The sequence below is a fragment of the Rhodococcus sp. 14-1411-2a genome (genome assembly GCF_002259485.1).
GTDB lineage: Bacteria > Actinomycetota > Actinomycetes > Mycobacteriales > Mycobacteriaceae > Rhodococcoides.
Genome location: NZ_NPGA01000018.1, coordinates 157,442 through 182,106, shown reverse-complemented (window position 1 = coordinate 182,106; position 24,665 = coordinate 157,442). Strand labels below are relative to the sequence as shown.

The following is a 24,665-nucleotide window of genomic DNA, read 5'->3' as shown; positions in this document are numbered from 1 at the left end:
AGTTACCCAGTGCTCGAACGCAATTCGATCGGATCCGATGCTCGTTCCCTGGCCGCGGCGGTGCGCTCGGGTAGCCTCTTCGCGCGCGAGGTGATCGAACAACACCTCGAACACCTCGATCGAATCAACTCCGAGATCAACGCAGTCGTCACGGTCGCGGGCACATCGGCTTTGTCGGCTGCCGATGAGATCGACGCCCGCGTTGCCCGCGGAGAGCCTGTCGGGGCGCTCGCCGGAGTGCCGTTCACGGTCAAGGATCTGATCGCCACCGCGGGTGTCCGCACCACTGCAGGCTCATATGCTCTCGCAGACAACGTTCCTCGCATCGATGCACCGGCCGTCGCCCGCATGCGTGACGAAGATGCGATCCTCATCGGGAAGACGAACACTCCCGAATTCGGTGCCAGCGGCCTGACGCACAACGACGTGTTCGGCTACACCGTCAATCCGCTGTCACCGGCGGGGACAAGGCTGTCCCCCGGAGGCAGCAGCGGCGGCGAGTCCGCGGCGATCGCGTCGGGCATGAGTGTTCTGGGGCTGGGCACCGATTTCGGTGGCTCCGTGCGCTGGCCCGCGCACTGCACAGGTCTGTATTCGATCAGGCCTACACCGGGAAGAGTGGACCCGGACGGCCAATATCCCGGTGTCATGCGCGATCACCGGGTTCTGACGAATACGGCGACCATGCACGGTGCGGTGCAGACCATCGGGCCGATGGCACGCTCCCTCTACGACGTGAGCATGGTACTGAGGGTGCTCTCGTCACCGCAGTACCGGTGGATCGACCCTGCGGAAGTGAACACCCACAATCTCGATATCCGTTGGGCACCAGGAGAAGGAACAGTTCCGGTCGACGCGGAGATTCGCGCCGCCACCGAAGCGGCCGCCCTGCGCACCGCCTCGTCCGTCAGGTCGGTCGCGCCCTACCGAGGCACTGCGCTGTGCGAAGGCGACGACCTGTTCACGCGCATGCGCGCCTGCGAAACTCAGACCGACATCGAGCAGTACGGGCCCGCCGAATTCAGTGACAACATCAGGGCGATCCTCGCCTCCGTCCGACCGACGTCGGCGGCGGACGTCGAGGCACTGTGGGCTCACCGCGCCGAACTGCAGCATCGGTTGCTGTCCGAGATGGGCGACGTCTTGGTACTCCCGGTCGCGTCGATTCTCGCCCCACCGCTCGAACGGACGAGCTTTGACGTGGACGGCACCGCATTGTCGTGGTCGCAGGCGTTGGCCAGCAGTCGCGCGATCAGCATCCTCGGTCTGCCGTCGGTGGTGGTTCCTGTTGCCACCTCGGAGAGTGGCCTGACGATCGGTGTCCAGGTCATCGCCCGGCCGTGGCACGAACACCACGCGCTCGCGGTCGCTGCAGTGTTGAGCTGAATCCCCCGTGTCACCACCACCCGCGACGGCGAGTTCTTACAATGACCCGCTTCGGATTTGGTCGAGTTATGTTTCACGTCGAAGCAGCGCCGCCAACTAACGTGATGGGCATCACTCATCCAGTAGGAAGGCGGCGGCATGCGCGACATCCTCGACGATCTCGCCCCATGGCTGCTCGAGCGTGAGCCCTTCGCCCTCGCCACCGTGGTACGGACCTGGCAGTCCTCGCCCCGCCCCGCCGGGGCGGCAATGGCCGTGTCGGCCTTCGGACAGGTGATCGGCAGCGTCTCCGGCGGTTGCGTCGAGGGTGCCTTGTACGAACTTGCCAACGAGGTCCTCGCCGACGGCTGTGCCAGAAGCGAGACCTATCGCGTGGCGGACGACGACGCCATCGGGGTCGGCCTCACCTGTGGCGGAACCATCGAGGTGTTCGTTCGTCTCATCGACGGCGAAGCGTGCGATTCGCTCGCGGAAGTGTCACGTCTCATCGCTGCGGGCGAGCCGGTCGCCGTACTCACCGACCTGACGGCCGATGCTCCGACACGGCACGCGGTTCTCGGATGGAACGTCACCGTGGACTCGGACGGACTCATCGACGTTCAGGCCGACGGATCGACTCTGGAACGCTCCGTCCGAGCGGCGCTGCAGCGCGGCGAATCGGTTCACGACGTTCGATTCACCGACGCCGGCGAAAGTCCGATCATGGTGGAGCTCTTCGGACCCCCACCCCGGATGTACGTCTTCGGTGCCATCGATTTCGCCGCCGCTCTGTGCCATCTGGGAACGTTCGCCGGCTACGCCGTCACCGTCGTCGATGCGCGTGCGGTATTCGCCACTCGGGCGCGATTCCCCGATGCCGTCGAGGTCGTGGTCTCGTGGCCACACACGTTTCTCGAGACAGCGCCGGTCGACGAGCGCACAGTCGTAGCAGTTCTCACTCACGACGAGAAGTTCGACATTCCCCTTCTCGAACGCGCGTTGCGCAGTGACGCTGCGTACGTCGGTGCACTCGGGAGTCGGTCCACTCACCGCCGCCGCATCGAAGTGCTCGGCGAGCGTGGGGTGACCGACACCGAGCTGGAACGGCTGCACTCCCCCATCGGTCTGGATCTGGGGGCACGAACTCCCGCGGAAACGGCCGTATCCATCCTGGCCGAAATCCTGAAGACGTCACGGCAGACCACGGGGCTCGAGTTGCGCGACCTCAGCGGCCCGATACACCGTGATGCACTGTCCGACACAAATACTCGCACGAAGTGGCGATCGGCCGTTCGGTGCTGACAGCGATCGACGAGCAGCCGGGGAGCACCACTGCGGCTCCACATACAGTCGGCAACCTCCTCCGGTCGAGGTTGTTCGCGCACGCAACCCTCCTGGCAGGCCGCACCGGACTCGACCGATCGGTATCGCGGGTGAACCAGATCGAAGATCCCAGCGGCATGTGGTTCTGGCTGCGGCCGGGTGACTTGCTGGCGACGACATGCGAGGCTCTCGAACACATCACGGAGGCGACGGCGGCGTTCCTGGCCCGCGCACATGCCCTCGGCGTAGCGGGCATCATCGTGCAGGTCGACGATGCAACCGCGGTACCGGAGCGCATTCGGCTGAGCGCAGAAGAGCTGGGCTTTCCACTGCTGACGACGAACGAGCAACTCGACACCGATCATCAGCTCACCGCAGGCCTTCGCGAGAGAGCGAAGATGCACACGCGCGCCATGTTTCGGTCGGAACGTCTGCGTCGGACACTCACCGAGATAGCTCTTGCCGGTGGCGGGGTGACGGACTTGGCGTCCGCCGCATCCGTCGAATGCGATGTGGCCGTATCGGTCACCACGGTAGACGGCCGAGAGATCACCACCGCCGGCAATGACGCGGAACTGCGGGCACTTCGGAGTAGCACGGCCCTCGATTCCACCGGGCGGCTGCGTACCGATTCCATCGACGGTGGACTGGGTTTGCGCTCGCTCCAGGACAATTCGATAGCCGTGTGCGCAATCACGGCGAACGGAACCGATCACGGCCGCGTAGTACTGTCCTCCTCTCGTCGAGAGCTGGCGGAATCGGACCTTCACGCCGCGGATACCGCAGCCGGAGTGTTCGCGGTGGCAGTCACTCGCGATCTCGCACTGTCGGCGGTCGAGGAAAAGCACCGGTCGAACTTCTTGCGCGATCTGCTGCTGGGACGAGGCGGCGAACATGCACACGCCGTGGCGCACGCCCGACGATTCGGTTGGGACATCGGACGGCCTGTCGTTGTCGTCGCAATCGAACCGATACCGTGCGGAAACGAGCCGATGCCTACACGCAGACCCCTCGTCGATCGGCAGATGTCGGCATTCTCCGGAGCGCTTGCGCAGCGAGACCCGCACGCCGCCATAGCCGTCCTGGGCAACGAAACCGTGATCATCATGGGCAGTGGCCCCGAGACGGTCTCGAACGTGCACGAGATCGTCGAGCGAGTTCACGGCGACGGCGGCGGCGGTCGACAACCCTTCACCGTCGGCATTTCACGGCCCTGCACTGTGGTCGAGGACATCCCCGGAACCTACGGTCAGGCCCGAACTGCGGTGAAAGTCGGCCGACGAATCGCCGGTGACTGGGCCGTCACCGCGTTCGACGAACTCGGTGTCTTTCGTCTGTTGAGCCTGGTCGACAACGACGACGAACTCGAGTCGTTCACACGAGAGACGTTGCACGATCTCGCAGGACACAGCGACGAGGCACGGGACATGCGCAAGACACTGGAGATGCTGCTGTCCACCAACATCAACATCGCGGAAACTGCTCGCGCACTTCATTTTCACTACAACACTCTTCGCTACCGAATCGTCAAACTCGAGAAGATTCTGGGCCCCTTCACCGACCGCGCAGATCTGCGGCTCGATCTGTCCCTCGCACTGAAGATCATCGCGATGCGCGGCATCGACCACCAGATGTGACGGCCGGACCACCGAGTACTTGGCAGATTGCGCTCGTAGTTACCTGACCCAGCCGCAGTACCGTTGCAGCACAACACTTTACCCATTCTCACGGGCCACTTGGTTCGGGACGTCGAAGAAAGGCTCGACATGCCTATCTGGAAGATTCATGGAGACGGAAAGAACGTCGCACCGGGCGAAGTGGTCGCACCGAACGAGCGATTGAACTGGGGACGCACCATCAGCCTCGGAGGCCAACACGTCGTGTCGATGTTCGGGGCCACGTTCGTCTTCCCCATCATCATGGGACTCAACCCCCAGCTGGCCATACTCATGTCGGGCTTCTGCACGATCCTGTTCCTGCTCATGGTCAAGGGCCGAATCCCAAGCTACCTGGGCACTTCCGCGGTCTTCGTCGGTGGCGTCGCCGCCATTCGTGCGCAGGGCGGCACGTCGGCCGAGGTCACCGGAGCCATCCTGGTGTCCGGTGTGGTGCTCGCACTCGCGGGCCTCGCCATTCACTTCATGGGCGGCGGCGTGGTGGTCAAGGTGCTGCCCCCGGTCGTCACCGGCGCGGTGGTCATGTTGATCGGCTTCAACTTGGCCCCCGTTGTCGCCAGCACGTATTGGCCCCAGGATCAATGGGTCGCTCTCGCAGTGATGTTCGCCCTGATCGTCATGAGTGTTGCTCTGCGCGGATTCCTCGGACGCATCGCAATTTTGTTGTCCCTGGTCTTCGGATACCTGCTGTCGTGGATACTCGATCTCGTATCGGGCCCCATCACGTCCTACGACGCCACGGCCGGCGAGGTGACCGAGCACTTCCGAGTCAATTGGTCGGGTGTCGAGTCGTCGCAGTGGTTCGGCTTGCCGCCGTTCAGCGACGAAGCGAACGGCATCGTGGGTATCCATGCACCATCGTTCAGCCTGGCCTTCATCGTCCTTGTGCTCCCCGGTGTCATCGCCCTGATCGCCGAAAACGCCGGACACGTCAAAGCCGTCGCCGAGATGACCGGGGACGACCTGGACCCGATGATGGGACGCGCACTGGCTGCAGACGGCGTCGCGACGGTGTTGGCCAGTTCGGTCGGTGGCTCGCCCACGACAACCTACGCCGAGAACATCGGCGTCATGGCCGCCACCAAGGTGTACTCGACGGCCGCCTACACCGCTGCCGGACTCATCGCAGTGATCCTCGGATTCTCGCCCAAGTTCGGTGCCCTGATCTCTGCCACGCCGGGAGGCGTACTCGGCGGCATCACTGTGGTGCTGTACGGCATGATCGGCCTTCTCGGCGCGAAGATCTGGCGCGAGAACGGCGTCGACTTCGGCAACCCGCTCAACATGATGCCCGTCGCCGCCGGACTGATCATCGCCATCGGAGACACCTCCCTCGTCTTCAGCGATTCGTTCTCGCTCAGCGGTATCTCGTTGGGCACCATCATCGTCATCGGGCTCTACCACCTGTGTGCACGCATTGCCCCAGAACACATGAAGACACCGATCGACCACTCACCCACCCGTCGATCGGCCACCCGTGGGGGCACGACCGAGGTGGGCCCCCTCGAGCCGTTGCGGTAACGAGCGATTGCCACACTGAGGCGTGACGTTTGTCACCTCTTGACGAAACACTTATCGGCACAGGCAGGCAGGATCGGGATATGAAACCTTCTCCACTGAAATACCATCGACCTCGGTCGATCGAGGAGGCGTGCCAGATTCTGGCGGAAGTCGACGGCAAGGTACTCGCCGGCGGGCAGTCGCTCATCCCGATGTTGTCGATGCGGTTGGCGGCCCCCGGCAACCTGATCGACATCACCGGCATCGACGGGCTCGCAGACATCACCGCCTCCACGCAGTCGGGCGTGACCTTCGCCGCGCTCGCCACGCACGCATCCGTGGCCTCGGACCGCTCGGCCGCTCGGACCCAGCCATTGCTCGGACGAGCGTTGCAGTTGGTGGCCCACCCGACGATCAGGAACCGTGGAACCACCGTCGGATCCATCGTTCACGCCGACCCGTCGGCCGAGATGCCCGCCGTGATCCGGTTGCTCGACGGTTCGGTCACGGTCCAGTCCGTACGGGGACGACGCGAGATCGCCGCGAAAGACCTGTTTCTCGGTCCGCTGGAGTCCTCGCTCGAGACCGACGAGATCGCCGTCTCGGCAACGGTTCCCGCAGTTCGACCGGGTGTGGGAACCGCCATCGACGAAATCGCGCGCCGCCATGGCGATTACGCGCTCGTCGGGGTTGCGGCCCGTGTCTCGGTGGCCGATGACGAGGTACGCACCGCCCACGTCACCTACGTCTCCGCAGGCGAATTCGGCGAGGTCGTCGACTTCAGCGATGTCATCGCCGGTGCGTCGATTTCCGACGCGCGTGATCCGAAGTGGAACGCACTGTCCGAAGCTGCTCGGCATCGCATCGAGACCGAGCCCGATATTCACGCTACAGCCGCCTACCGATCTCAACTCGTCGCAGCGCTGACCGCACGGGTGGTGATGGCCGCCGCAGTCGACGGCGCATCCTCGTTGACCACGCACCAGGCAGCGCTGCACGTCGATTCCGGAGTGAACCAGTAATGACGACAACAGATATCGAACAACAGCTCGACGATCTGATGGTCGAGACCGGCGAACAGCACGTACAGGTGACGTTCACGCTCAACTCGACGAAACAAACGATCGTCGTTCCCGCCCGAACGATCGCCTCCGATGCCATCCGCCAAAATCTTCGCCAGACCGGCACCCACGTAGGGTGCGAGCACGGCGTGTGCGGTGCCTGCACCGTTCTGCTCGACGGTAAGCCCGTCCGGGCCTGCCTGATGCTGGCCGCCAGCCTCGAGGGCCAGAGTGTCACCACGGTGGAGGGTTTGGTGGAGCCGGACGGCACGCTGCACCCCGTGCAGCAGGCGTTCAAGGACTGCCACGGTCTGCAATGCGGCTTCTGCACACCAGGATTCGTCACCACCATCGCGGCGTTCCTCGAAGAGAACGACTCGCCGACGCAGGAAGAAGCCACCGAGGCCATCGCCGGCAACATCTGCCGGTGCACGGGCTACCAGAACATCAAGGCGTCGGTGCTGCGGGCCGCCGAGATCAAGCGTGAACGCGCGGGCGAATTCCCCCTCGGACCGGACGACGAATCGAGCCGAGCGGCACTGGACCGGAAAGTACGGGGAACCACCAATCCCGTCGGCGGACGGATGGGCCGAGCATGAGCACCACCCGCACGGCGCCACCGCACACCCCGACCAACACTGACCCGCTCTTCGGACAACCGCTCTCGCGGTCGGAGGACAATCGACTGCTGAGCGGGAAGGGCAAGTATCTCGACGACCTCGGACACGGCGCACTGATCGCGGCCTTCGTTCGCTCACCGCACGCACATGCGCGGATCACCGGGATCGACATCGACGCCGCTCTCGCCATGCAGGGCGTGCACGCGGTCTACACCTACGACGATCTCGAAGCGGACTCTCCCGAGATGGCCGAGGGCTTGCCGCTGTTGATCCCGCACCCGGCAATCATCGCCCCGCGCAACGGCTTTCCCCTTGCCAAGGACGAGGTCAACCACGTCGGCGAGGCCATCGTCATGGTCATCGCGCAGAGCCGCTACGTGGCCGAGGACGCCTGCGCGGCCATCGAGGTAACCTACGACATTCTCGATCCGGTCGTAGGAATCGAGACCGCTCGCGCCGCGACTCGGCAAGTACACGACGATGTACCCGACAATGTTGCAGCGCATCTGCAGCACAGCTTCGGCGACATCGACCGCGAATTGGCGACGGCACCGCACCGAATCACGCTCAATCTCGACGTGGAGCGTTCGGCAGCAATGCCGTTGGAGGGCAAGGGTGTCTATGCGCGGTGGGACAGCGACGAGGAAACGCTGACCTTCTGGTCGTCGACGCAGACCTCCACCTCGGTGCGCGCGGCCGTCGCAGCGCGGCTCGGGATGGCAATGAACAAGATTCACTGCATCGCACCGGACGTCGGTGGCGGTTTCGGCGTCAAGATCATGCACCCGTGGCCCGAAGAGGTCATGGTGACGTGGGCAGCGCGTCAGTTGGGCCGAGCCGGCATCTCGAACGAGGTCAAATGGGTCGAAGACCGTCGTGAGCACTTCATCTCGAGCGCCCACGAACGGGCCCAGGTCCAAGAGGTCACCCTGGGGTTCGACGACGAAGGACGGTTGCTGGCGTTCGACTTCACCGTCTGGCACGACAACGGCGCGTACCTGCCGTACGGCATCATCGTGCTGATCAACACGGCGACGCAGGTGCTCGGCCCCTACAAGCCGGTCTCGTTCCGCTGCAACGGTTATTCGCTGTACACCAACACCGTCATCGTCATCCCCTATCGCGGTGCCGGCCGTCCGCAGGGCGTCTTCGCGATGGAACGGTCGATGGATGCCATCGCCCAGTATCTCGGCAAGGACCGGTTGCAAGTACGAGAGAAGAACCTCATCAGGCCCGAGGAGATGCCCTACGACTTCGGTCTGATGTTCCAGGACGGTCGACCGTTGATCTACGACACCGGCGATTACCAGGCCGGGATCGACAAGCTCAAGGCACTGATCGACTGGGACGGCTTCCCCGAATACAAGAGGCAGGCAGCGGCGCAGGGACGCACCGTCGGCATCGGCGTCGGCGCGTACGTCGAGGGCACCGGCCCCGGGCCGTACGAGGGTGCGCACGTCCTGATCGAGAACTCGGGAAAGATCAAGGGCGCAACGGGTTTGACCACCCAGGGCCAGGGTCATCAGACGACTTTCGCGCAGATCATCGCCGACGACCTGGGTGTGTCGATCGCCGACGTCGAGATCACCACCGGCGATACGCGTCGATTCGGTTATGCAGTCGGTACATTCGCCTCTCGTGGCGCAGTCATGTCGGGATCTGCGTTCCATGTGGCCGCGCAGATGGTGGCCGAGAAGGCGAAGATCATCGCCGGGCGTGCACTCGATCTCGACCCCGTCGAGTTGGAACTACGCGGGGGCTACGTGAGCAAGATCGGCACCGAACCCGGAGCCGAGGGCACATCCATCTCACTCGGAGTGGTTGCCGTACTGTCCAATCCGCTGCGGTATGCCTTCGACAAGGAATCGAGGCAGGCGACGGGCTTCGCGAAGATGGACACCGACATGACGATCCCGCCGGTCCCCGAGGGCGAGCAGCCGGGCTTGGAAGCGACGGGGTACTACTCGACCCCGCGGTCGACCTTCGCGTCGGGCATCCACGCCGCGATCGTCGAAACCGATCCGGTGACAGCCGAGATACACGTCGAGCGCTACGCGGTGGTGCACGACTGCGGCAACGTCATCAACCCTCGGATCGTCGAGGGCCAGATCCACGGCGGAGTCGCCCAGGGTATCGGCGGCGCGTTGTACGAGAAGATCGTCTACGACGAGCACGGCCAGCTGCTCAACGCCTCGTTCATGGACTTCCTGATGCCGTTCGTGACCGAAGTTCCCGAGACGATCGAGATGGATCACACCGTCACCCCGTCCGGCCTCAACCCGTTGGGAATGAAGGGTGCCGGTGAAGCCGGCGTCATTCCCACTACCGCCGTCATCGCGGCTGCGGTCGAGGACGCCGAGGGCTTCCCGATCACCTCGATGCCCATATCCCCGTCCGACCTGTACGAGCTGCGGCTGACCCACGCGGTCGCCCAGTCATCCAAGGAGAATTCATGAGAATCGCAGGCACCGCAACGCTCACCGCACCGCCCGCCGAGGTGTACGACAGCATGCAGGACGGCCGAGTCCTGGCCGCGACCATCCCCGGTGTGCAATCGCTCGAGCAGCTCAGCGACGATCACTACAAGCTCTCCATCACGGCCGGGGTCGCGGCGATCAAAGGCACGTACGACGGTGAAGTGCTGCTCTCACAACAGAATCGACCCGAGTCGTTCGTCATGACGGCCTCCGGTGCGGGTGCGCCGGGCACTGTGCGCGCCGATGTCACCATCAAGCTCGAGCAGACCCAGAGCGGTGGCACCCTGCTCAGCTACGACGCCGATGCCGTTGTCGGGGGCATGGTCGGCGGCGTCGGGCAGCGCATGATCACCGGCGTCGCCAAGAAGATGGCCGGAGTGTTCTTCAACGGACTCGACGGCGTCATCGCGAACGGGGTGCCCGAGGCCTCGGCATCCGCCGAGGCCTCCCCCGCCGACGCAGCGGGTGGTTCCATCGCGCTGCCGGTCGCAGCCGCGGGTGGACGTTCGGTCGGTGCCGGCGCTCCGGTGGCCGCGCCGTCCGTTCACGGTGCGCTGATCGCTGCTGCGGCGGGCGCGGGCATTGCCTTGGCCGGAGTTGTCCTGGGCAGCGTGCTCACTCGTTCGTCGTGTAATCGGTAGCTTCAGCCTCGTAGACAGAAGGCCGCTCACCCCCAGTGCGGGGTGAGCGGCCTTCCGCGTTGTAAGTACTGCCAATTCGATGGTGCTGCAGAGCGCGCGGAGCTCAAATGCACGGTCGGAGTTTGGCGCCTTGTGCCAAAGATTGTGACGCGCATAACGGGTCGAATGTGAGTACACGTCAGGCACCCGCAGATCCGAGCTTCGGACGCGTGGCCTACGAAACTTACTGAGGAGGAAGCGTGGAACCACGAAAGATTCGGGTCGGTATCGACACCGGTGGCACATTCACCGACGTCGTGGCAGTGGACGAGGAGTCCGGTGCCATGGTCACCACCAAGACCCCCTCCACGCCCAGCGATCCGGCCGAGGGATTTCTGACGGGCATCGACAAAGTGCTTCGGCAGCTGGGTGTCTCGGGTGATTCGCTCAGCGCCGTCAGCCACGGCACCACCGTCGCCACCAACAAGCTGCTCGAGGGCAAGGTCGAGAACCTCGGCTTCATCACCACCGAGGGCTACGAACACGTACTCGAAATCGCCCGTCAGTCGGTACCCGATGGCTACGGCAACTCGTACTTCTGGGTCAAGCCCGATCGCATCGTACCCGCACACCGCGTCCGCACCATCCGCGGCCGGCTCTCGTTCGACGGCAACGAGATTCGCCCCCTCAATGACGACGATGTGCGCGCCGCGGCCGCGTTCTTCAAGGCCGAGGGCGTCAAGACGCTCGGCGTCTGCCTGGTGCACTCCTACGCCAACCCGGACCACGAGCAGCGCGTCTGCGACATCCTGCTCGAGGAGTACCCCGAGGCGACTGTCTCCATCTCCACCGAGGTGCTGCGCGAGTACCGCGAATTCGAGCGCGCCATCACCACCTTGGTCGACGCGGCCGTCAAGCCGAACATTCGCAGCTACGTCACCAACATTGCGAACCGGTTGCGCGAGTTCGCCACCGAATCCGGTGACGCACGCGACGTGCCGTTCTACGTGATGAAGTCCAATGGCGGCGTCCTGTCGGCCAAAGAGGTTGTGCACCAGCCCATCACCACCGTCCTCTCCGGTCCCGCTGCCGGCGCTCTCGGGGCAGCTCTGGTGGCCAGCGCGGCAGGTGTCGAGCAGGTCCTCACCTGCGACGGCGGCGGCACCTCCACCGACGTCACCGTCGTGGTTCGCGGTGAGCCCGCGCTGACCACCGAGGGACGTGTCGGCAACTACCCGTCGAAGATTCCGATGATCGACGTCGTCACCGTCGGCGCAGGCGGTGGATCGATCGCGTGGATGACACCCGAGGGAACGCTGCGCGTCGGGCCGCATTCTGCCGGTGCCGATCCCGGACCCATGTGTTACGGAAACGGCGGCTCCGCTCCGACCATCACCGACGCCCACGTTCTTCTCGGCCGGATCCCTCCCCACCTGCTCGGCGGCGAGATCCCGCTCGATACCGACCTGGCACGTAAGGGCATCGAAGACCTGGCGCACCAGCTTTCCCTCGAGGTCGAGGCCTGTGGCACCGGCATTCTCGAAGTGTCCGCGTGGAACCAGGCCAATGCGCTGCGGCAGATCTCGGTCAAGCGCGGACTCGACGTACGCGACTTCACCCTCGTCACCTTCGGCGGCTCGGGCTCTCTGCTCGCCTGCCGCCTCGTGGACATCCTGGGTCTGAAAGACGTTCTGGTGCCGCTCAACCCGGGCAACGTCTCGGCGTTCGGACTGCTGACCGTCGATGTCCGCAACGACTACGTGCAGACGCACGTCAGCCGCCACGACCGTCTGCGTGCCGAAGACCTGGAGTCGGAGCTGGCCGTGCTCGCTGCGCGCGCCGACGAAGCACTCGCCGGTGAAGGCTTCGCCGCCGAGGATCGTCGCTACGCACGCTCGGCCGACCTGCGCTACTTCGGGCAGGCCTTCGAGGTTCGGGTCCCGATCGCCGACGGTGAGATCACCCAGGCGAGCATCGATCAGGCCGCCGAGGCCTTCCACGAAGCGCATCGCGAGCTCTACGGGTACGACTTCCGCGGCGATCACAGCCAGTTCGTCGAGTGGGTCAACTTGCGGGTCAGCGGTATCGGCCCCATCAAGCGTCCCGTGCTGTCGGAGATCGCCGCCGGCACCGGAGCCGAAAGTGCCCGCACCGGAACGCGTCAGGCGTACTTCGACGGTTGGCACGAGACCGCGATCTACAGCCGTGCGGATCTCGGTGCCGGTGACACGATCACCGGCCCGGCCGTCATCGAAGAATTCAGCTCCACCGTGCCGATCGATCCGGGCTTCTCGGCCCGCATCGACACGTTCGGCAACGTCCGCATCACCCGCACTCTCGACTCGAACGGAGCGAACTGATGACCGTCATCGACAAGGTGAACAACAAGCCCTACCGACTGTCTCCGGTCGACGCACCTGCGCCCGATCCCGTTCTCGTCGAGATCGTGGCCGGTTATCTCGCGAGTGTCGAAATGGAAGTGGAGACGGCTATTTCGAGGACGTCGCGATCGCCGATGATCCGCGACGCCCACGATTTCCGCGCCGGCATCCACGACCGCAATCTGCGCAAGCTCACCGGCCGCTCCTACTCCGCGCTGGTCCATCCGGTTGCCCGCGACTTCCCGCTGGAGACCATGAAGCCGGGTGACGTCTACTTCCACAACGACGTCTATCTATCCGAAGGCGGCATCGGCCACCTGCCCGACCTGTGCGTCACGGTGCCGGTGTTCGCGACCAAGCCCGGCGACACCGAGCCGACAGTGGTGTCGTTCGTCCAGGCATTCGGTCATCACGACGATATCGGTGGCTGCTGCCCCGGTTCAATGCCGTCCGGTGCGACCACCGTGTACGAAGAGGGCCTGATGGTTCCGCCCATCAAGCTGTGGGATCAGGGTGTACCCAACCAGGCCGCGTTGACCATCATGACGCGCAATTCACGGATGCCCGACGCGTTGGCCGCCGATCTCGACGCCGAATGCTCTGCATGCCTCATGGGTGCTCGGCGGATGACGGAGCTGTACGAGCGGTACGGCGTCGACACCGTCGAGGCGTGCTTCGACTCGATGATGGATGCGACCACCGAGATCTACCGTCGTGAGATTCTGAGCAAGATCCCGAAGGGTGAATACACCTGGGAGGACTACGCCGAGCACGATGGCGTCGACGAGCCCATGTTGCACGTTCAGCGGATCACGCTCACCAAGACCGGTCCCGAGGACGAGGGCGGCGAGCGTCTGATCCTGGACTTCACCGGAACAGGACCGCAGGCCAAGGGTCCGATCAACCATTGCGGTGATTACGCCGACGGCAACTTCCTCGCCAAGTGGCTTGCGCCGGTGCTGCGCAACCTCGCGGACTCCCCCGAGCGCATGGCCGAGCTCGACGTCAACGAGGGTGTCATTCCGCTGATCGAGATGAAGTTCCCCGAGAAGGGCACGCTCATCACCCCTATCTTCCCGGCTCCGACCAACGCGCGGACGTTCGTCATCCTGCGTCTGCTCGGTGTGCTTGCCGGCGTCGTCGCAAAGGCCGTGGACGGCAACATGCCTGCCGATCAGGAGACCATCCGCTACACCGGTGTGTACGGCGATGACTTCGACGGTAACTCGTACCTCATGCGTGAGGTACTCGGTGGCGGCTCGGGTGGACGGCACTATGCGGACGGTGAGGACACTATTCACGTTGTGCCCGATTCGCGTAACCTGCCCACCGAGTTCACCGAGAGCCGTTTCCCGTTCATCGTCGAAAAGCTCGGCCTGGCCAAGGATTCCGGCGGTGCCGGACGCTACCGCGGCGGCCTCGGCTACGAGAAGCACATCCGGATGCTCAAGGATGCGCATTTCATGTCCATTGCCGACCGTTCGATTCTCGCGTGCTGGGGAGTCAAGGGCGGTAAGGCCGGCGGATCGTTCTCGGTGACGCTGAATCCGGGTCAGCCCAACGAGCGCGAGTTCGACGCGCTGACCGATGCCGAGCCGATTCTGGCCGGCGACACCATCCGCATCCGTACCACCGGCGGCGGCGGCTGGGGCGATCCCCTGGAACGACCCATCGAGTCGGTCGAGCAGGACGTGCTGTGGGGCAAAGTGTCTCGCGAGTTCGCGGCCAAGGACTACGGCGTCGTCATCGAGGATGGAACGCCGACCGCGGATGTCGAGGCATCGGAGAAGCTGCGAACCGAGATGCGCAACGCTCGCGGCCTCGACGAGCCGTTCTTCGATCGCGGGCCAGGCTACGAACGCCTGTCCGGTGGCGCGAAGTTCGCCGAGTACGACTTCATCGATCGCTGAGATTCACTGATGGAGCTTGATGTGTCCCGTGGCACCGACATCGCGATCGTCGGTGCCACGGGCAAGACCGGACGAGCCGTCGCCGCTGCACTCGACGGTGTGGCGGTGGTAAGGCGACTGAGTCGTTCTGCACCGGACTATCCGGTGGACCTGGAGACCGGTGCAGGCCTTGTCGAGGCGTTCACCGGGTGCCGCGGGGTGTATTTCATTGCACCCAATGTGCATCCGGATGAGCCTGCTCTTCTTGCGCGGGCCCTGGAAGCTGCGGCTTCGGCAGGAGTCGACCATGTCGTCTACCACTCGGTGGCCTGGCCTTACAGCCCTAAAATGCCGCACCACATGGACAAGGCTCGGTGTGAGGAGGAGCTGCGTGCCTTCGGTTCGGAGCGGGGCTTGTACTGGACCATCCTGCAGCCGTGCGCCTATGCGCAGAACTTCGAGGAGGTCCTGACCGGTTCTCCGAGTCTCGTTGTGCCCTATAGCCTGGATACGAAATTCTCGTTCGTCAGTCTTGAGGATGTGGCCGAGGTGGCCGCCCGAATTCTGGTCGAGGGTGCGGAGCGGCATCACGGGGCAACATACGAGCTGGGTGGACCGGAGATGTTGAGTGTCCGAGACGTGGTGCTTCTGGTCGAGACGATGACCGGCCGGTCGGTGGCGATGGAGTCCATTGGTGTCGACGACTGGATGAGACTGCACGGCAGTGAATTGAGTCCCGATGCGCACCAGCGTCTCTCGGCGATGTTCGAGTACTACGACGATAGAGACTTCCTGGCCAGTAGCGCTGTCACGGCAACCTTGCTGGGTAGGTCCCCGACACCGATTCGCGCTCTAGTCCGCTAGGACTTGCTCAGCCCCAAAATTCAGTCCGCGGGCGGTATATGCAACCACCCGCATCCAACTAGTCCGAATCGATCAATGTCGCCAACACTGCTCCAGTTCCCTTGAGAGCGGGCAAGCGGGAGATCTGCTGGTGCGGGTGTCGATTCTCGTAAGTGAATCCCCGCCATCGAGGTACCACCCGTGCGCCCGACTACCGGGTACCGCCGAAGTCGAAGACCTACTCCATTCCAGAGTGTGTCCGCTGGATGAACTGGGCTCACTGCGCTGAGGGTGGCACCGGACCCGTTGGTGCTGTTGCATCCGTCCACCGCACTCCGTCGAACCACCTGCTCTGGCCCGGGCTTCCCGGATCGGGATACCAGCCTGGTCGAGGTGCCTGGTACATCTGCACCCCGGGTGTAGAACGTCGACGGTTCGACGCAACCACGGCGTAAACAATTGCTCCTATGACCACCAATGGAATCGCTAGGAGAACCAGAACGATCAAAATGTGCCACGGGCTGGTTGCCATTGAGAGTCTTCCTTCGTTCGAGATCAGCGAATCCTCGCACACTCGAGTTAGGCGTGTAACACGTCGACCCCGGAAACCGACCATATGGTCGTAACTGTCTGGCTCAGTGCCGGGCAACGGATCCCGCAGCACTCGAGAAAAGACAAAAGATGAACAACGAGTTCCACAACAGCCCGAACTACGGCACGATCAACATCCATCAGACCACGCATGTCGGTTACGTAGTGCCGCAACGTTCATGGCCGCGTCGCCATCCGATACTGACCGCGTTCCTGGTGCTGCTCGCGATCGGGTTCGTGGGATCCAATCCATGGGTGCTGTTCGTCGTCGCGGCGATCTGGATCGGCATGAAGATCTACAAGTCGAACGAGGCGAAGAAGTTGGTCGCCCAGCAGGAACAACAGCGTCTGATCAACAGCGCGAACGCTCAGAATGAGGCGTTCCTGCAGGGCCACCAGTTCGGCACACACGGTCACTTCCCGACACACTAGCCGCGGTCGATCAGCTCAGAACGACTATCTGAGCTGATCAGCGGCGATGCAAAGTCCAATACGGACGCGGTCGGTGGTCTCATCCGAACAACGAACCGCGTCTCGCCCGCGATTGACTTTGTCCCTCTCCCCTACTCCCCTCGCGCTCGTCTGCGATCTTCCGGGGTGAAACCAGATACCGAACACGCATCGACACCGGCCGAGCGCTTTCGATGCTGGTAATCCGCTACCGAATCGAAGGCTGCCGTGACGCCGACCGACGTCGAGACGTACGTCATCGACTTGTCCCGTTGAAAGCCCAGATCGGCACCCACCTCGACGGCGTCGATGTTCGATCCCAAGAACACGAAGTCCCAGCTGTACTCGGACTCCTGCCGCTGGATCAATTCCCGCACAGCAGCATTCGTCCACTCCAGGCTCGCATTCTCGTGGCCGTCGGTCATCACGAGCACCGTCACCGAGCCTGGACGCTCGTCCTCCGGCATCGTGGCCAGCCCGGTGCCCACCTCGCTGACGAGCCGGCCGATCGCGTCGTACAACGCAGTGCTCCCCCGCGGTTCGAGCACGAGCGCAGCAACATCGTCGATGGGTGTGTTGTCGTAGACCAGTTCGTACCGGTCGTCGAACTGTGCCAGCGTGACCACGGTCCGGCCATCGGCCTCACGCTCTTTGGTGATGAACGAGTCGAATCCGCCGCGGGTGTCGTCGGCGATGGACTGCATCGAGCCGGACCGGTCGAGCAGTGCGGCGACGAGGGACAGCTGAGGGTTGGTCATGGTTTCCTCCTTCAGGTCGCAGCCGAAACTGCAACGAGTGAGTTGGGTTGGGAAAGAACGGAACGGCTGTTCGAGTCGATCACCGGAGGGCCACCGTCGTTCCGCCCGAGAACGCCGAATCGTGGAGCTCGATCTCGGCAGGCACGGTCCCGACGGGGACGTCGAACACGACGGTCGTGTCCAGCGCGTTACCCGGGTTGATCTGTTCGTAGCCGATGCCCTCGTCGAGGTAGGCGGTCGCGAGGCTGTCAACGGAGTACTGCTTGCCGTCCGCGTCGAGCAATTTCTGCGAGGATGCGTCCAAGCTCTGTGCCCGGTCGCCGATGTTGCGCACGGTCATCGTCACTTGGACGTACTCGCCCTGTGCGGTCTGCGTCAGATACTCAGAACCGACTGTCGCGACGGGTGGTGCGACCGCGGAGACAACGAACTCGAACTTGCCGTCGCGTACCGGAACGCCGATTCCTGGACTACTCGGCTCGGCAGGGGCTGCAGGAGCTGCTTCCTCCGACGCCGAGGATCCGGCCGGCGCGGGAGCGGTCGGCGTCTCGGACGAACCGCCACCGGCGAGCCGGATGATGACACCCAGTACGACGATCGCCAGGATGACGGTCAGGATCTTGTGTCGGGCAAACCAACTCTTCTTCTGCTCGGGAGCGGGCGGGGCGTATTGCTGCTGGGGGTTCGGGTTCTGGTTGGGCATGTCGAAATTCCTCTCGTTGGGCGATGCATCAACCACACCGCAGTCGGCCCTGCCCGCGCCTCGGCTGACCGGTCGGTGCGCCTCCTCCTTTCGGTCGCATTCGGACAGTGATGCGGGCCGATAGGACGATTCGCGGTGTCGGTGCTCGGCCGTACGCTGCTGATCGTGAGCACGCATAGGTCAGGCATCCTGCGCCGCAAAGCCTGGACAACGGCGGCGGTGGCCTTCAGCCTGTTCTGCTCGTTGATGACCGCTGGGTTGGCGGGCGCGTCCGGCACACCCGGCTGGAACCTGGGCATCGGCGTCACGCTCAACCTGATCGCCGGTGTCGCACTTATATGGCGACACGAGCGCCCATGGGTCGTTCTTGGACTGGCACTGGCCGGCCCGCTGTTCTTCGCAACCGATGCGACGGCGGCGTTGATTGCCCTATTTGCTGTCGGTGCGTTCGCGCGAAGCAAGCCGCTCGTGATTTCTGCCGTCGCGGTGTACGTCGCGTGTGGGGTGTCGTTGACGTACGACGCGCATCGCAGTCGGTACTACTCCGTCCTGACCATCGGTTCGACGAAGGCCGAGGACGGGTCCATGCCGGTGGAATGGGACGTCCCGGCGTGGATTCCGTGGGTCGTCGCGGCAGTGCTCGTCGGGTTGGTCCTGGGTGGAGCGGTACTGCGCCGCACACGATCAGACCTGACGGAGGCCGTGGTCACGCGAGACAAGGTGACGGTGGAGTCCAACGCACTTCGCGAGGAGATGCTGCTGAATGCCGAACGCGCCCGCATCGCCCGCGACATGCACGACACCCTCGCTGCCAGCCTCAGCCGCATCTCACTGTTTGCAGGCGGAATGCAAGTCAACAGCGCCGATGGACCCGAGAAGGTCGCCCAAACTGCATCGATGATTCGGCAGACCGCTCACGATGCGCTCGACGAGCTCAAGCGCATCATCGGCGTTCTGCGCGGATCGGCCGACAAATCGGGCGGCGGCCGGCAGAGCGTCGAGGGCATCTCCGATCTGGTGCACTCGGCGCGGGACGCGGGCTTGCACACGTCACTGATGCTCGACGTGACGCCCGGTGAGGTCGGCGCTGCGAGCAGTCATGTGGCGTATCGGGTGGTGCAGGAATCGCTCACCAATGCGCAGAAGCACGCCGCCGGTTCGACCATTCGGGTGGCGGTGCACGGGTCCGATCAGGCGGGCGTGCGCGTCGAGGTACGCAATCAGCTGATGGGGCAACCGGCGTTCAAGCATGGGTCGGGTACGGGGTTGGCCGGACTGGCCGAACAGGTCCGCGGGGTGGGCGGCACGTTTGGTGCCGGCGCGCAGCCGGGCGAGTTCGTGGTGTCGTGCTGGTTGCCGTGGTACTCCTGACGGGCATTGTCGGAGTCGCGTTCTAAGCTCAGCGAACCATGACAGCGCCAGCCGTGATCACAGTTCTGATCGTCGACGACGACCCCTTCGTTCGACGTGGAGTGACAGACATCTTCGCGAAGACCCCGGACATTGCAGTGGTGGCCGACGTGGAGGACGGCGACCAGGTGCCTGCTGCGGTGGCCGCGTTCCGGCCGCACGTGGTGCTGATGGATCTTCAGATGCGCCGGGTCGGCGGATTGGAATCCACTCGCGAGTTGATGACGCTGGCCCATCCCCCGAAAGTCATTGCGATGACGGCGATGGATGTGGACGATCTCGTAATACGGGCCATCGAGGCGGGGGCGCACAGCTTTCTGAGCAAAAGCGAGGCGCCCGAAACGTTCCATCAGTCGGTTCGTGCAGTGGCATCGGGCAACACGTTGTTCAGTGAGGATTCGCTGCGGAAGATTGTGGCGACGTCGATGTTGCCGGCAGCTCTGGCATCGGTGTCGATGGACGTGCTGAGCCCGCGGGAGCGAGACGTGCTGCGCATCTTGGCTACTGGTTCGACCAATGCCGACATCTCCTCCGAGCTGTACCTCAGTGAGACAACGGTGAAAACCCATATTTCCGGGATCTTTGTCAAACTCGGTGTGCGCAACCGAGTCGAGGCGGCACTGGCTGCATTTCGGGCAGGCATGGTCACGTAAGCGAGCCGAGCCAGAACCGCTGAGCAGCAATCAAATTCGCTGTGCACATATCCTGTTTTAGGCGGACGACGTGCCGCGGCAGGAGCTGATTATGCCTTCCTCTCGTCAGAGAACCGCACTGCTACTTCCGGATCCGGAATCCGGAGAAGTCAAGAATCAACCCCAGAACCCACAGCACCGGAATGGCTACCGCCACCGCGATGACCACGAGAAACACCGTTCCGACAGTCTCCAGGTGCGTGAGAGCCCACCCCAACGCTACGAGCGCGAGCAACACCCCGACCGCGTAGACAGCGATACGGTCGAGCGTGCTGCCCGCGATCACCGGGCCACGGCCGAGGCGACGCAATTCGCCCTTCGAGGTGAGTGTGTAGAGCCGAATACCGTTCTCACGCGCGAACTGTCGAGCCTCGGTGCTGTACCCGCCGTGAGAGGTGTGGCGTCTGACCTTGTTCTTCATACGATCCAGTAGATAGACGTCCCGGTGGATAGCGCGCAATGTGTCGACGTCGACGGGTCTCGAAGAGACTGTTCCTCGTCCGATCACTCTCTTTCCGTCGATGTGAAAGGTCTGATCCGCAGCGCCCTTGCGAGTGCTGGCGTCGGCGAATCCCAACTTCTGCACACTGCGCCGGACGGGCTCTCGGACATCGCGGCGGGTCAGCGGCACATTCATGACGGGAAACTCTTCCTGGACGACGATCGTAGCTTAATCTCGAGATCGTAACGGAGCCGACCGACGCGCTAACGCAGCGTCGAGATGTTCGCAGGCTCAGTCGTACGTGACCAGTTCGCAATGATCCTCGCCGAACTCGCGCGCTCGCAGCCGGCGCTTGACGGTCGGCGCACTGGTGCGGTGCGTGAGATCCCACCAACCGTCGGGCTGCAGAGTCCAGGTGTACCGGTGCCCGTTCCATGTGGTCTGTACCTCGATGGTCACCGGTCCATGGTGTACCAACCGCGCCGGGTCGTCGACGTTGTGGTGCTCCCCTGCTGGCTGGTGGCTCTTCTACTGGATTTCCCGCCACCGGTGCAGCGTGAACTAAGGTCGGCCGTACCGATACTCCTTATCGACCGCGGACAATCATCAAAGCGTGCAGCTCAGCTCATAGCGCTTTGATGCCGAGTACTGTTCTCTTGTCGAGAGTTTCGGTCCAAATCGGGCGGTTGGCGTAGACGTGCATGGTCGCGGAAGGCGCAGTTACCGCACCGTCAGGATAAGACTCCCACTTTCAGTGGACTCGTGGATTTGTGGTGCGTCCCCGGTTCAGAGGGGGCACACCACAGGCATCTTCGACAAACCTGTCGGTGCCCTCGTGTACACATGAAGTTGCAGGCAGTCCGGTAGTCCGGACTCCGCTCTCGCCGACTTTCTCGGCAACCCTTTCGCACAACTGACGAGGAGAACTATGGAACAAACACGCCTCGGGCCCAACGACATACCCGTTGGAGACCCCGGATTCATGGTCGTTATCGAGGTCGACCAACCATTTTCGGACCTCACGCCCCAACGGCGTACCGAACTGCTTCGCAGCGTCGACATGCAGTCAGCACAATTGGAGGAGTTCGCGTTCGGGAATGCCCGGGTTGTCTTCCACACCGCCCACTGTGGGTGGTGGGACGCAGGACGCCTCGCGCTCCGGACAGAAGAAAACGTCCGCCTGACGTGGCCTACCGTCGGAATCGAAATCTGCCGCGCCGACGTGTGGAGTGATGAACCGTTCTTCGATCACGAGCCTTACGGTCTCGGCGAGTTACCCGACTGGTGCCGTCGAAGCGATCCACGACGCCATTCGACAGTGATCGTCGAGGTTGAACCCGAAGGCAAAATACCTCCCCGCCTCCGAGACTCAGACCTGGTGAGCGTCGTATACACGCCGCGGGATGCACGAACGAGTCGTTCCTCCACCGGCCGACCACAGATGATCGTCGAACAACACTTTTATGCCGCCAGCGCCGCGATGTCGACGGCCAAACCCGCGATTACGATTGGAATGCATCGATCGATCACCCGGATTCGATCCGTGCGATCCGACGTGTATCGCGCCGAGGTTTCACATCGGGTACCAACCGGCGGTCTCGTAGCGATGCCACAGATTCCGGACTGGCACTACAACATCGACGATGACGGCAGCAGATACGTCGTCGTGACCGACCTACGCGTGCGGCTAGCGGGCTGGAGTGTCGAAAGTGTGGATGCCGACGAGACTGTTACGCGAAGTAACTTCACCTTCGGCGCGATCTGGGCCGACCAAAGTGGATGCGCGAACAGCACCGACGACGGCTGGTTGAAGGATGCGTGGGAAGCGCCGGTCGAACCCGGTTCACTCGTCCGTGCGTTCATCGTCGATGGTCGACGTCTGGAGGTCGACCAATGGGACTCGTTGGTCGCGTGGATGATCGAGTCGCTGTTCGACAAGCCGGTCGGATTCATCGTCGAGGTGGGTCCCAGCGACTATGTGGCCGACTCCACCGATGACACCCCGGTAGTGTGCTCACAGGTGGTCGTCTTGAGCGACGGTGTGGTGATGCTCCGACGATCCCGGACCGAACTCGGCCATCTACTTCTTGCGGACTATTCGTCCGCGGGCCTGCCTCTCGACGAGTGGCAGAACGACGGCCATTTCGAGGACTGCACGGACGGATATCTGTTCACAAAGGACATTCGTCTGGTCGCGCGGTCGTGCATCGCGTGGATCCGAGTCAATGCCGGCGTGAACACGACAGGCAACATCGGTTGTTCCTACCGATTCGCCGACGAGCTCCCCCGATCCTCGTAACGCACCACCGAGTAGCTACTTTCACCCCAACCGACAGGAGATAAAAATGAAAGTTCTTGGATCGATCTACCGCGCAACCAAGCTGAAGGACATGGACTCGGCTGCATTGGTGTTCGCGATCATGCACGAGATCGACGCCGACCGTGCCGCCCGAACGCAGCTTGGCAATGCTCTTGAGTTAGCGACGGCCGCTCATCTGTCCCAAAAGCGGTTTGGGCGTGCCGCATACCCTGTAGACCCGTACATCGTGCATCCACTCAGGAACGTCTTGCGCCTGATCAGGCTCGGTTGCACCGACACCGATGTTCTCGCCGCGACAGCTCTGCACGACACAGTCGAGGATCAACAGCGGGAGATCGTGTCGATTCTGGATGAGTCACGGCTGTCGGACGAATCGGATCAGCAGGCAGCACTGGATCTCATCACCGAACACTTCAACGCCGAAACCTCCAGACTCGTTGCTGCGGTCACGAATCCGCCCAAAGATGCTCAACTTTCAAAGGCAGAGAAGAACGCGGCCTACGCCGCGCACGTTGCTGACGTCATCAAGGACACCAAGGTCTTCCTGGTCAAGTTCGCCGACTTCGTCGACAACGCAGGAAGCGTGAAATACCTCGAAAACGAGGCGAAGCGAACGAAACTTGCGGCAAAGTACGCGCCGGTCGTCGCGGTCTTTGCCTCAGCCTTCGACGCCAACCGTGACTACCTCGGGTTGCCCAGGAACGGTCTCACCGCGATCGATGCCCGTCTGACGGCGTTGTCGGAGAGTCTGACCCACTAGGGCGACTTACCGAGCATCTTCCCGCGCCACCAAGCATTATTCACCGAAGCCCATCGTCGCTGTCGGCCGCGAAACCACTTTTTCTCCCATCACCTGTTCACTGAGGAATCTACTCAGTTTCTGAGGGTCCGGTTCGACGCGTTCCGCGTCCAAGACATATTTCCATGTCGAATGGTCCGCGGGGTCTGCGAACCGGATGAAACCGACTCCGTGAGCTGCCGCGACGGACCGCACAGCCTTGATGTCACTGCGTAAGGCCGCTGACAGATGAGCCGGAACATGGACGGCGACATACGCATGCGTGGCGGCCCGACGGTGAGCCACAGCTTCATACACGGCTGAAACGTCTATGGCATTGAAAGGTTTGACCTCGATCGTCGAGACTTCGAGGAATTCGCCGGGAACGTACTTGAATTTCCGAAGGCGAACAACGGTGGCGTCAGGCCGCGACCACCGACCGCCGGTTCTCTTGGAGCCGGAGTTGGCAGTATCGTGTACACCCGCCGGTGGTATGGATTCCGATTCTTTTTGCCAATACTTTCTCAGGGTTTGCACGACTGGCCCGTACAGGGCCGACTCTTTCGTTGAGGCTGGAACGAATTCCCACGGTTCGATATCGTTGCCGTTCACGTCTCGCGTAACCCACCCAGGAGGCGGGCTCACTCTTTTCAGGCTGCCGCGGTGGCCTAGGACTACCAACCCCAACTTCAGGAGTTCCTCCTTGGCCGCTACATATCTCTGCGGGGTCCACCTGAGCCGGGCTGCGAGCGATGTATGACCTGGC

General features: G+C 63.2%; 22 protein-coding genes. 16 read left to right on the top strand and 6 right to left on the bottom strand.

The annotated features are described in order from the left end of the window. The first annotated feature begins 9 nt into the window (after positions 1-9). The 11 genes from CH291_RS18160 to CH291_RS18110 all read left to right on the top strand — a co-directional run bounded on the left by CH291_RS18160 (position 10) and on the right by CH291_RS18110 (position 15,776). Complete coding sequence (locus tag CH291_RS18160) at positions 10-1,386, top strand: amidase (protein ID WP_094688254.1); 1,377 nt, start codon at positions 10-12, stop codon at positions 1,384-1,386. Positions 1,387-1,524: 138 nt separating this feature from the next. Beyond that, entirely contained in the window at positions 1,525-2,667 is a 1,143-nt protein-coding gene (locus CH291_RS18155; RefSeq protein WP_094688253.1) for an XdhC family protein, read from the top strand. Next, a complete protein-coding gene (locus tag CH291_RS18150; protein WP_256980894.1) occupies positions 2,643-4,325 on the top strand; it encodes a helix-turn-helix domain-containing protein in 1,683 nt (560 codons plus the stop codon). The genes CH291_RS18155 and CH291_RS18150 overlap by 25 nt, the downstream gene beginning before the upstream one ends. A 129-nt stretch (positions 4,326-4,454) precedes the next feature. Then, entirely contained in the window at positions 4,455-5,885 is a 1,431-nt protein-coding gene (locus CH291_RS18145) for a uracil-xanthine permease family protein (protein ID WP_094639943.1), read from the top strand. 80 nt (positions 5,886-5,965) lie between these two features. After that, a complete protein-coding gene (locus tag CH291_RS18140) occupies positions 5,966-6,886 on the top strand; it encodes an FAD binding domain-containing protein (RefSeq protein WP_094688252.1) in 921 nt (306 codons plus the stop codon). Continuing rightward, positions 6,886-7,524, top strand: coding sequence for a (2Fe-2S)-binding protein (locus CH291_RS18135; RefSeq protein ID WP_094688251.1), 639 nt, complete (start codon positions 6,886-6,888; stop codon positions 7,522-7,524). The genes CH291_RS18140 and CH291_RS18135 overlap by 1 nt, the downstream gene beginning before the upstream one ends. After that, positions 7,521-10,001 carry an aerobic carbon-monoxide dehydrogenase large subunit gene (gene cutA / locus CH291_RS18130; protein ID WP_094688250.1) on the top strand — a complete coding sequence of 827 codons (2,481 nt, stop codon included), beginning with the start codon at positions 7,521-7,523 and terminating at the stop codon, positions 9,999-10,001. The genes CH291_RS18135 and cutA overlap by 4 nt, the downstream gene beginning before the upstream one ends. After that, complete coding sequence (locus CH291_RS18125) at positions 9,998-10,663, top strand: SRPBCC family protein (RefSeq protein WP_094688249.1); 666 nt, start codon at positions 9,998-10,000, stop codon at positions 10,661-10,663. The genes cutA and CH291_RS18125 overlap by 4 nt, the downstream gene beginning before the upstream one ends. Before the next feature lie 239 nt (positions 10,664-10,902). Further along, positions 10,903-13,002: a hydantoinase/oxoprolinase family protein gene (locus CH291_RS18120; protein ID WP_094688248.1), complete on the top strand. Its 2,100-nt coding sequence runs from the start codon at positions 10,903-10,905 to the stop codon at positions 13,000-13,002. After that, the gene (locus tag CH291_RS18115; RefSeq protein WP_094688247.1) at positions 13,002-14,933 is read left to right on the top strand and encodes a hydantoinase B/oxoprolinase family protein; all 1,932 of its coding nucleotides are present in this window, start codon (positions 13,002-13,004) and stop codon (positions 14,931-14,933) included. Before CH291_RS18120 ends, CH291_RS18115 begins: the two co-directional genes overlap by 1 nt. A 9-nt stretch (positions 14,934-14,942) precedes the next feature. Further along, complete coding sequence (locus tag CH291_RS18110; RefSeq protein ID WP_094688246.1) at positions 14,943-15,776, top strand: NmrA family NAD(P)-binding protein; 834 nt, start codon at positions 14,943-14,945, stop codon at positions 15,774-15,776. A 256-nt stretch (positions 15,777-16,032) separates the two neighbouring features. On the opposite strand, the gene CH291_RS26580 is transcribed toward CH291_RS18110, so the two are convergent. Next, complete coding sequence (locus tag CH291_RS26580; RefSeq protein WP_141215352.1) at positions 16,033-16,161, bottom strand: DUF2510 domain-containing protein; 129 nt, start codon at positions 16,159-16,161, stop codon at positions 16,033-16,035. A 275-nt stretch (positions 16,162-16,436) separates the two neighbouring features. Here CH291_RS26580 and CH291_RS18100 point away from each other — a divergent pair, with 275 nt between their 5' ends. Then, the gene (locus CH291_RS18100) at positions 16,437-16,778 is read left to right on the top strand and encodes a hypothetical protein (RefSeq protein ID WP_094688245.1); all 342 of its coding nucleotides are present in this window, start codon (positions 16,437-16,439) and stop codon (positions 16,776-16,778) included. A 131-nt stretch (positions 16,779-16,909) separates the two neighbouring features. Here CH291_RS18100 and CH291_RS18095 read toward each other — a convergent pair whose 3' ends face one another. Both CH291_RS18095 and CH291_RS18090 read right to left on the bottom strand, forming a co-directional pair. After that, positions 16,910-17,554, bottom strand: a complete 645-nt coding sequence (locus CH291_RS18095; protein WP_094688244.1) for a vWA domain-containing protein — start codon at positions 17,552-17,554, stop codon at positions 16,910-16,912. Positions 17,555-17,633: 79 nt separating this feature from the next. Continuing rightward, complete coding sequence (locus tag CH291_RS18090; RefSeq protein ID WP_094688243.1) at positions 17,634-18,257, bottom strand: DUF4352 domain-containing protein; 624 nt, start codon at positions 18,255-18,257, stop codon at positions 17,634-17,636. 165 nt (positions 18,258-18,422) lie between these two features. On the opposite strand from CH291_RS18090, the gene CH291_RS18085 reads away from it, so the two are divergent. Together CH291_RS18085 and CH291_RS18080 are read left to right on the top strand one after the other, a co-directional pair. Continuing rightward, positions 18,423-19,628 (top strand): sensor histidine kinase, encoded by a 1,206-nt coding sequence (locus CH291_RS18085; RefSeq protein ID WP_306437689.1) that lies wholly within the window; start codon positions 18,423-18,425, stop codon positions 19,626-19,628. A 38-nt stretch (positions 19,629-19,666) separates the two neighbouring features. Then, positions 19,667-20,320 (top strand): response regulator, encoded by a 654-nt coding sequence (locus tag CH291_RS18080; RefSeq protein ID WP_094688241.1) that lies wholly within the window; start codon positions 19,667-19,669, stop codon positions 20,318-20,320. Positions 20,321-20,441: 121 nt separating this feature from the next. Here CH291_RS18080 and CH291_RS18075 read toward each other — a convergent pair whose 3' ends face one another. Further along, the gene (locus tag CH291_RS18075) at positions 20,442-20,996 is read right to left on the bottom strand and encodes a hypothetical protein (protein ID WP_094688240.1); all 555 of its coding nucleotides are present in this window, start codon (positions 20,994-20,996) and stop codon (positions 20,442-20,444) included. Positions 20,997-21,092: 96 nt separating this feature from the next. Then, positions 21,093-21,260, bottom strand: coding sequence for a hypothetical protein (locus CH291_RS26870; RefSeq protein ID WP_179276598.1), 168 nt, complete (start codon positions 21,258-21,260; stop codon positions 21,093-21,095). A 1,147-nt stretch (positions 21,261-22,407) separates the two neighbouring features. Between CH291_RS26870 and CH291_RS27265 the strand changes: the two genes are divergently transcribed. Beyond that, on the top strand, positions 22,408-23,100 hold the full coding sequence (locus tag CH291_RS27265; RefSeq protein WP_256980893.1) for a hypothetical protein: 693 nt from the start codon (positions 22,408-22,410) through the stop codon (positions 23,098-23,100). Between the two features lie 46 nt (positions 23,101-23,146). After that, positions 23,147-23,881 carry an HD domain-containing protein gene (locus CH291_RS18065; protein WP_094688239.1) on the top strand — a complete coding sequence of 245 codons (735 nt, stop codon included), beginning with the start codon at positions 23,147-23,149 and terminating at the stop codon, positions 23,879-23,881. A 36-nt stretch (positions 23,882-23,917) separates the two neighbouring features. Here the strand turns inward: CH291_RS18065 and CH291_RS18060 are convergent, their stop codons facing one another. Then, positions 23,918-24,511: a hypothetical protein gene (locus CH291_RS18060; RefSeq protein ID WP_094688238.1), complete on the bottom strand. Its 594-nt coding sequence runs from the start codon at positions 24,509-24,511 to the stop codon at positions 23,918-23,920. Positions 24,512-24,665 lie beyond the last annotated feature (154 nt).

Coding starts and splice junctions, on each gene's coding strand:
- CH291_RS18095 (WP_094688244.1), bottom strand. CDS start 17,554: ATGACCAACCCTCAGCTGTCCCTCGTCGCCGCACTGCTCGACCGGTCC.
- cutA (WP_094688250.1), top strand. CDS start 7,521: ATGAGCACCACCCGCACGGCGCCACCGCACACCCCGACCAACACTGAC.
- CH291_RS18065 (WP_094688239.1), top strand. CDS start 23,147: ATGAAAGTTCTTGGATCGATCTACCGCGCAACCAAGCTGAAGGACATG.
- CH291_RS18080 (WP_094688241.1), top strand. CDS start 19,667: ATGACAGCGCCAGCCGTGATCACAGTTCTGATCGTCGACGACGACCCC.
- CH291_RS18090 (WP_094688243.1), bottom strand. CDS start 18,257: ATGCCCAACCAGAACCCGAACCCCCAGCAGCAATACGCCCCGCCCGCT.
- CH291_RS18125 (WP_094688249.1), top strand. CDS start 9,998: ATGAGAATCGCAGGCACCGCAACGCTCACCGCACCGCCCGCCGAGGTG.
- CH291_RS18075 (WP_094688240.1), bottom strand. CDS start 20,996: ATGAATGTGCCGCTGACCCGCCGCGATGTCCGAGAGCCCGTCCGGCGC.
- CH291_RS18135 (WP_094688251.1), top strand. CDS start 6,886: ATGACGACAACAGATATCGAACAACAGCTCGACGATCTGATGGTCGAG.
- CH291_RS26580 (WP_141215352.1), bottom strand. CDS start 16,161: ATGTACCAGGCACCTCGACCAGGCTGGTATCCCGATCCGGGAAGCCCG.
- CH291_RS18155 (WP_094688253.1), top strand. CDS start 1,525: ATGCGCGACATCCTCGACGATCTCGCCCCATGGCTGCTCGAGCGTGAG.
- CH291_RS18115 (WP_094688247.1), top strand. CDS start 13,002: ATGACCGTCATCGACAAGGTGAACAACAAGCCCTACCGACTGTCTCCG.
- CH291_RS18110 (WP_094688246.1), top strand. CDS start 14,943: ATGGAGCTTGATGTGTCCCGTGGCACCGACATCGCGATCGTCGGTGCC.
- CH291_RS18140 (WP_094688252.1), top strand. CDS start 5,966: ATGAAACCTTCTCCACTGAAATACCATCGACCTCGGTCGATCGAGGAG.
- CH291_RS27265 (WP_256980893.1), top strand. CDS start 22,408: ATGCCACAGATTCCGGACTGGCACTACAACATCGACGATGACGGCAGC.
- CH291_RS18100 (WP_094688245.1), top strand. CDS start 16,437: ATGAACAACGAGTTCCACAACAGCCCGAACTACGGCACGATCAACATC.
- CH291_RS18145 (WP_094639943.1), top strand. CDS start 4,455: ATGCCTATCTGGAAGATTCATGGAGACGGAAAGAACGTCGCACCGGGC.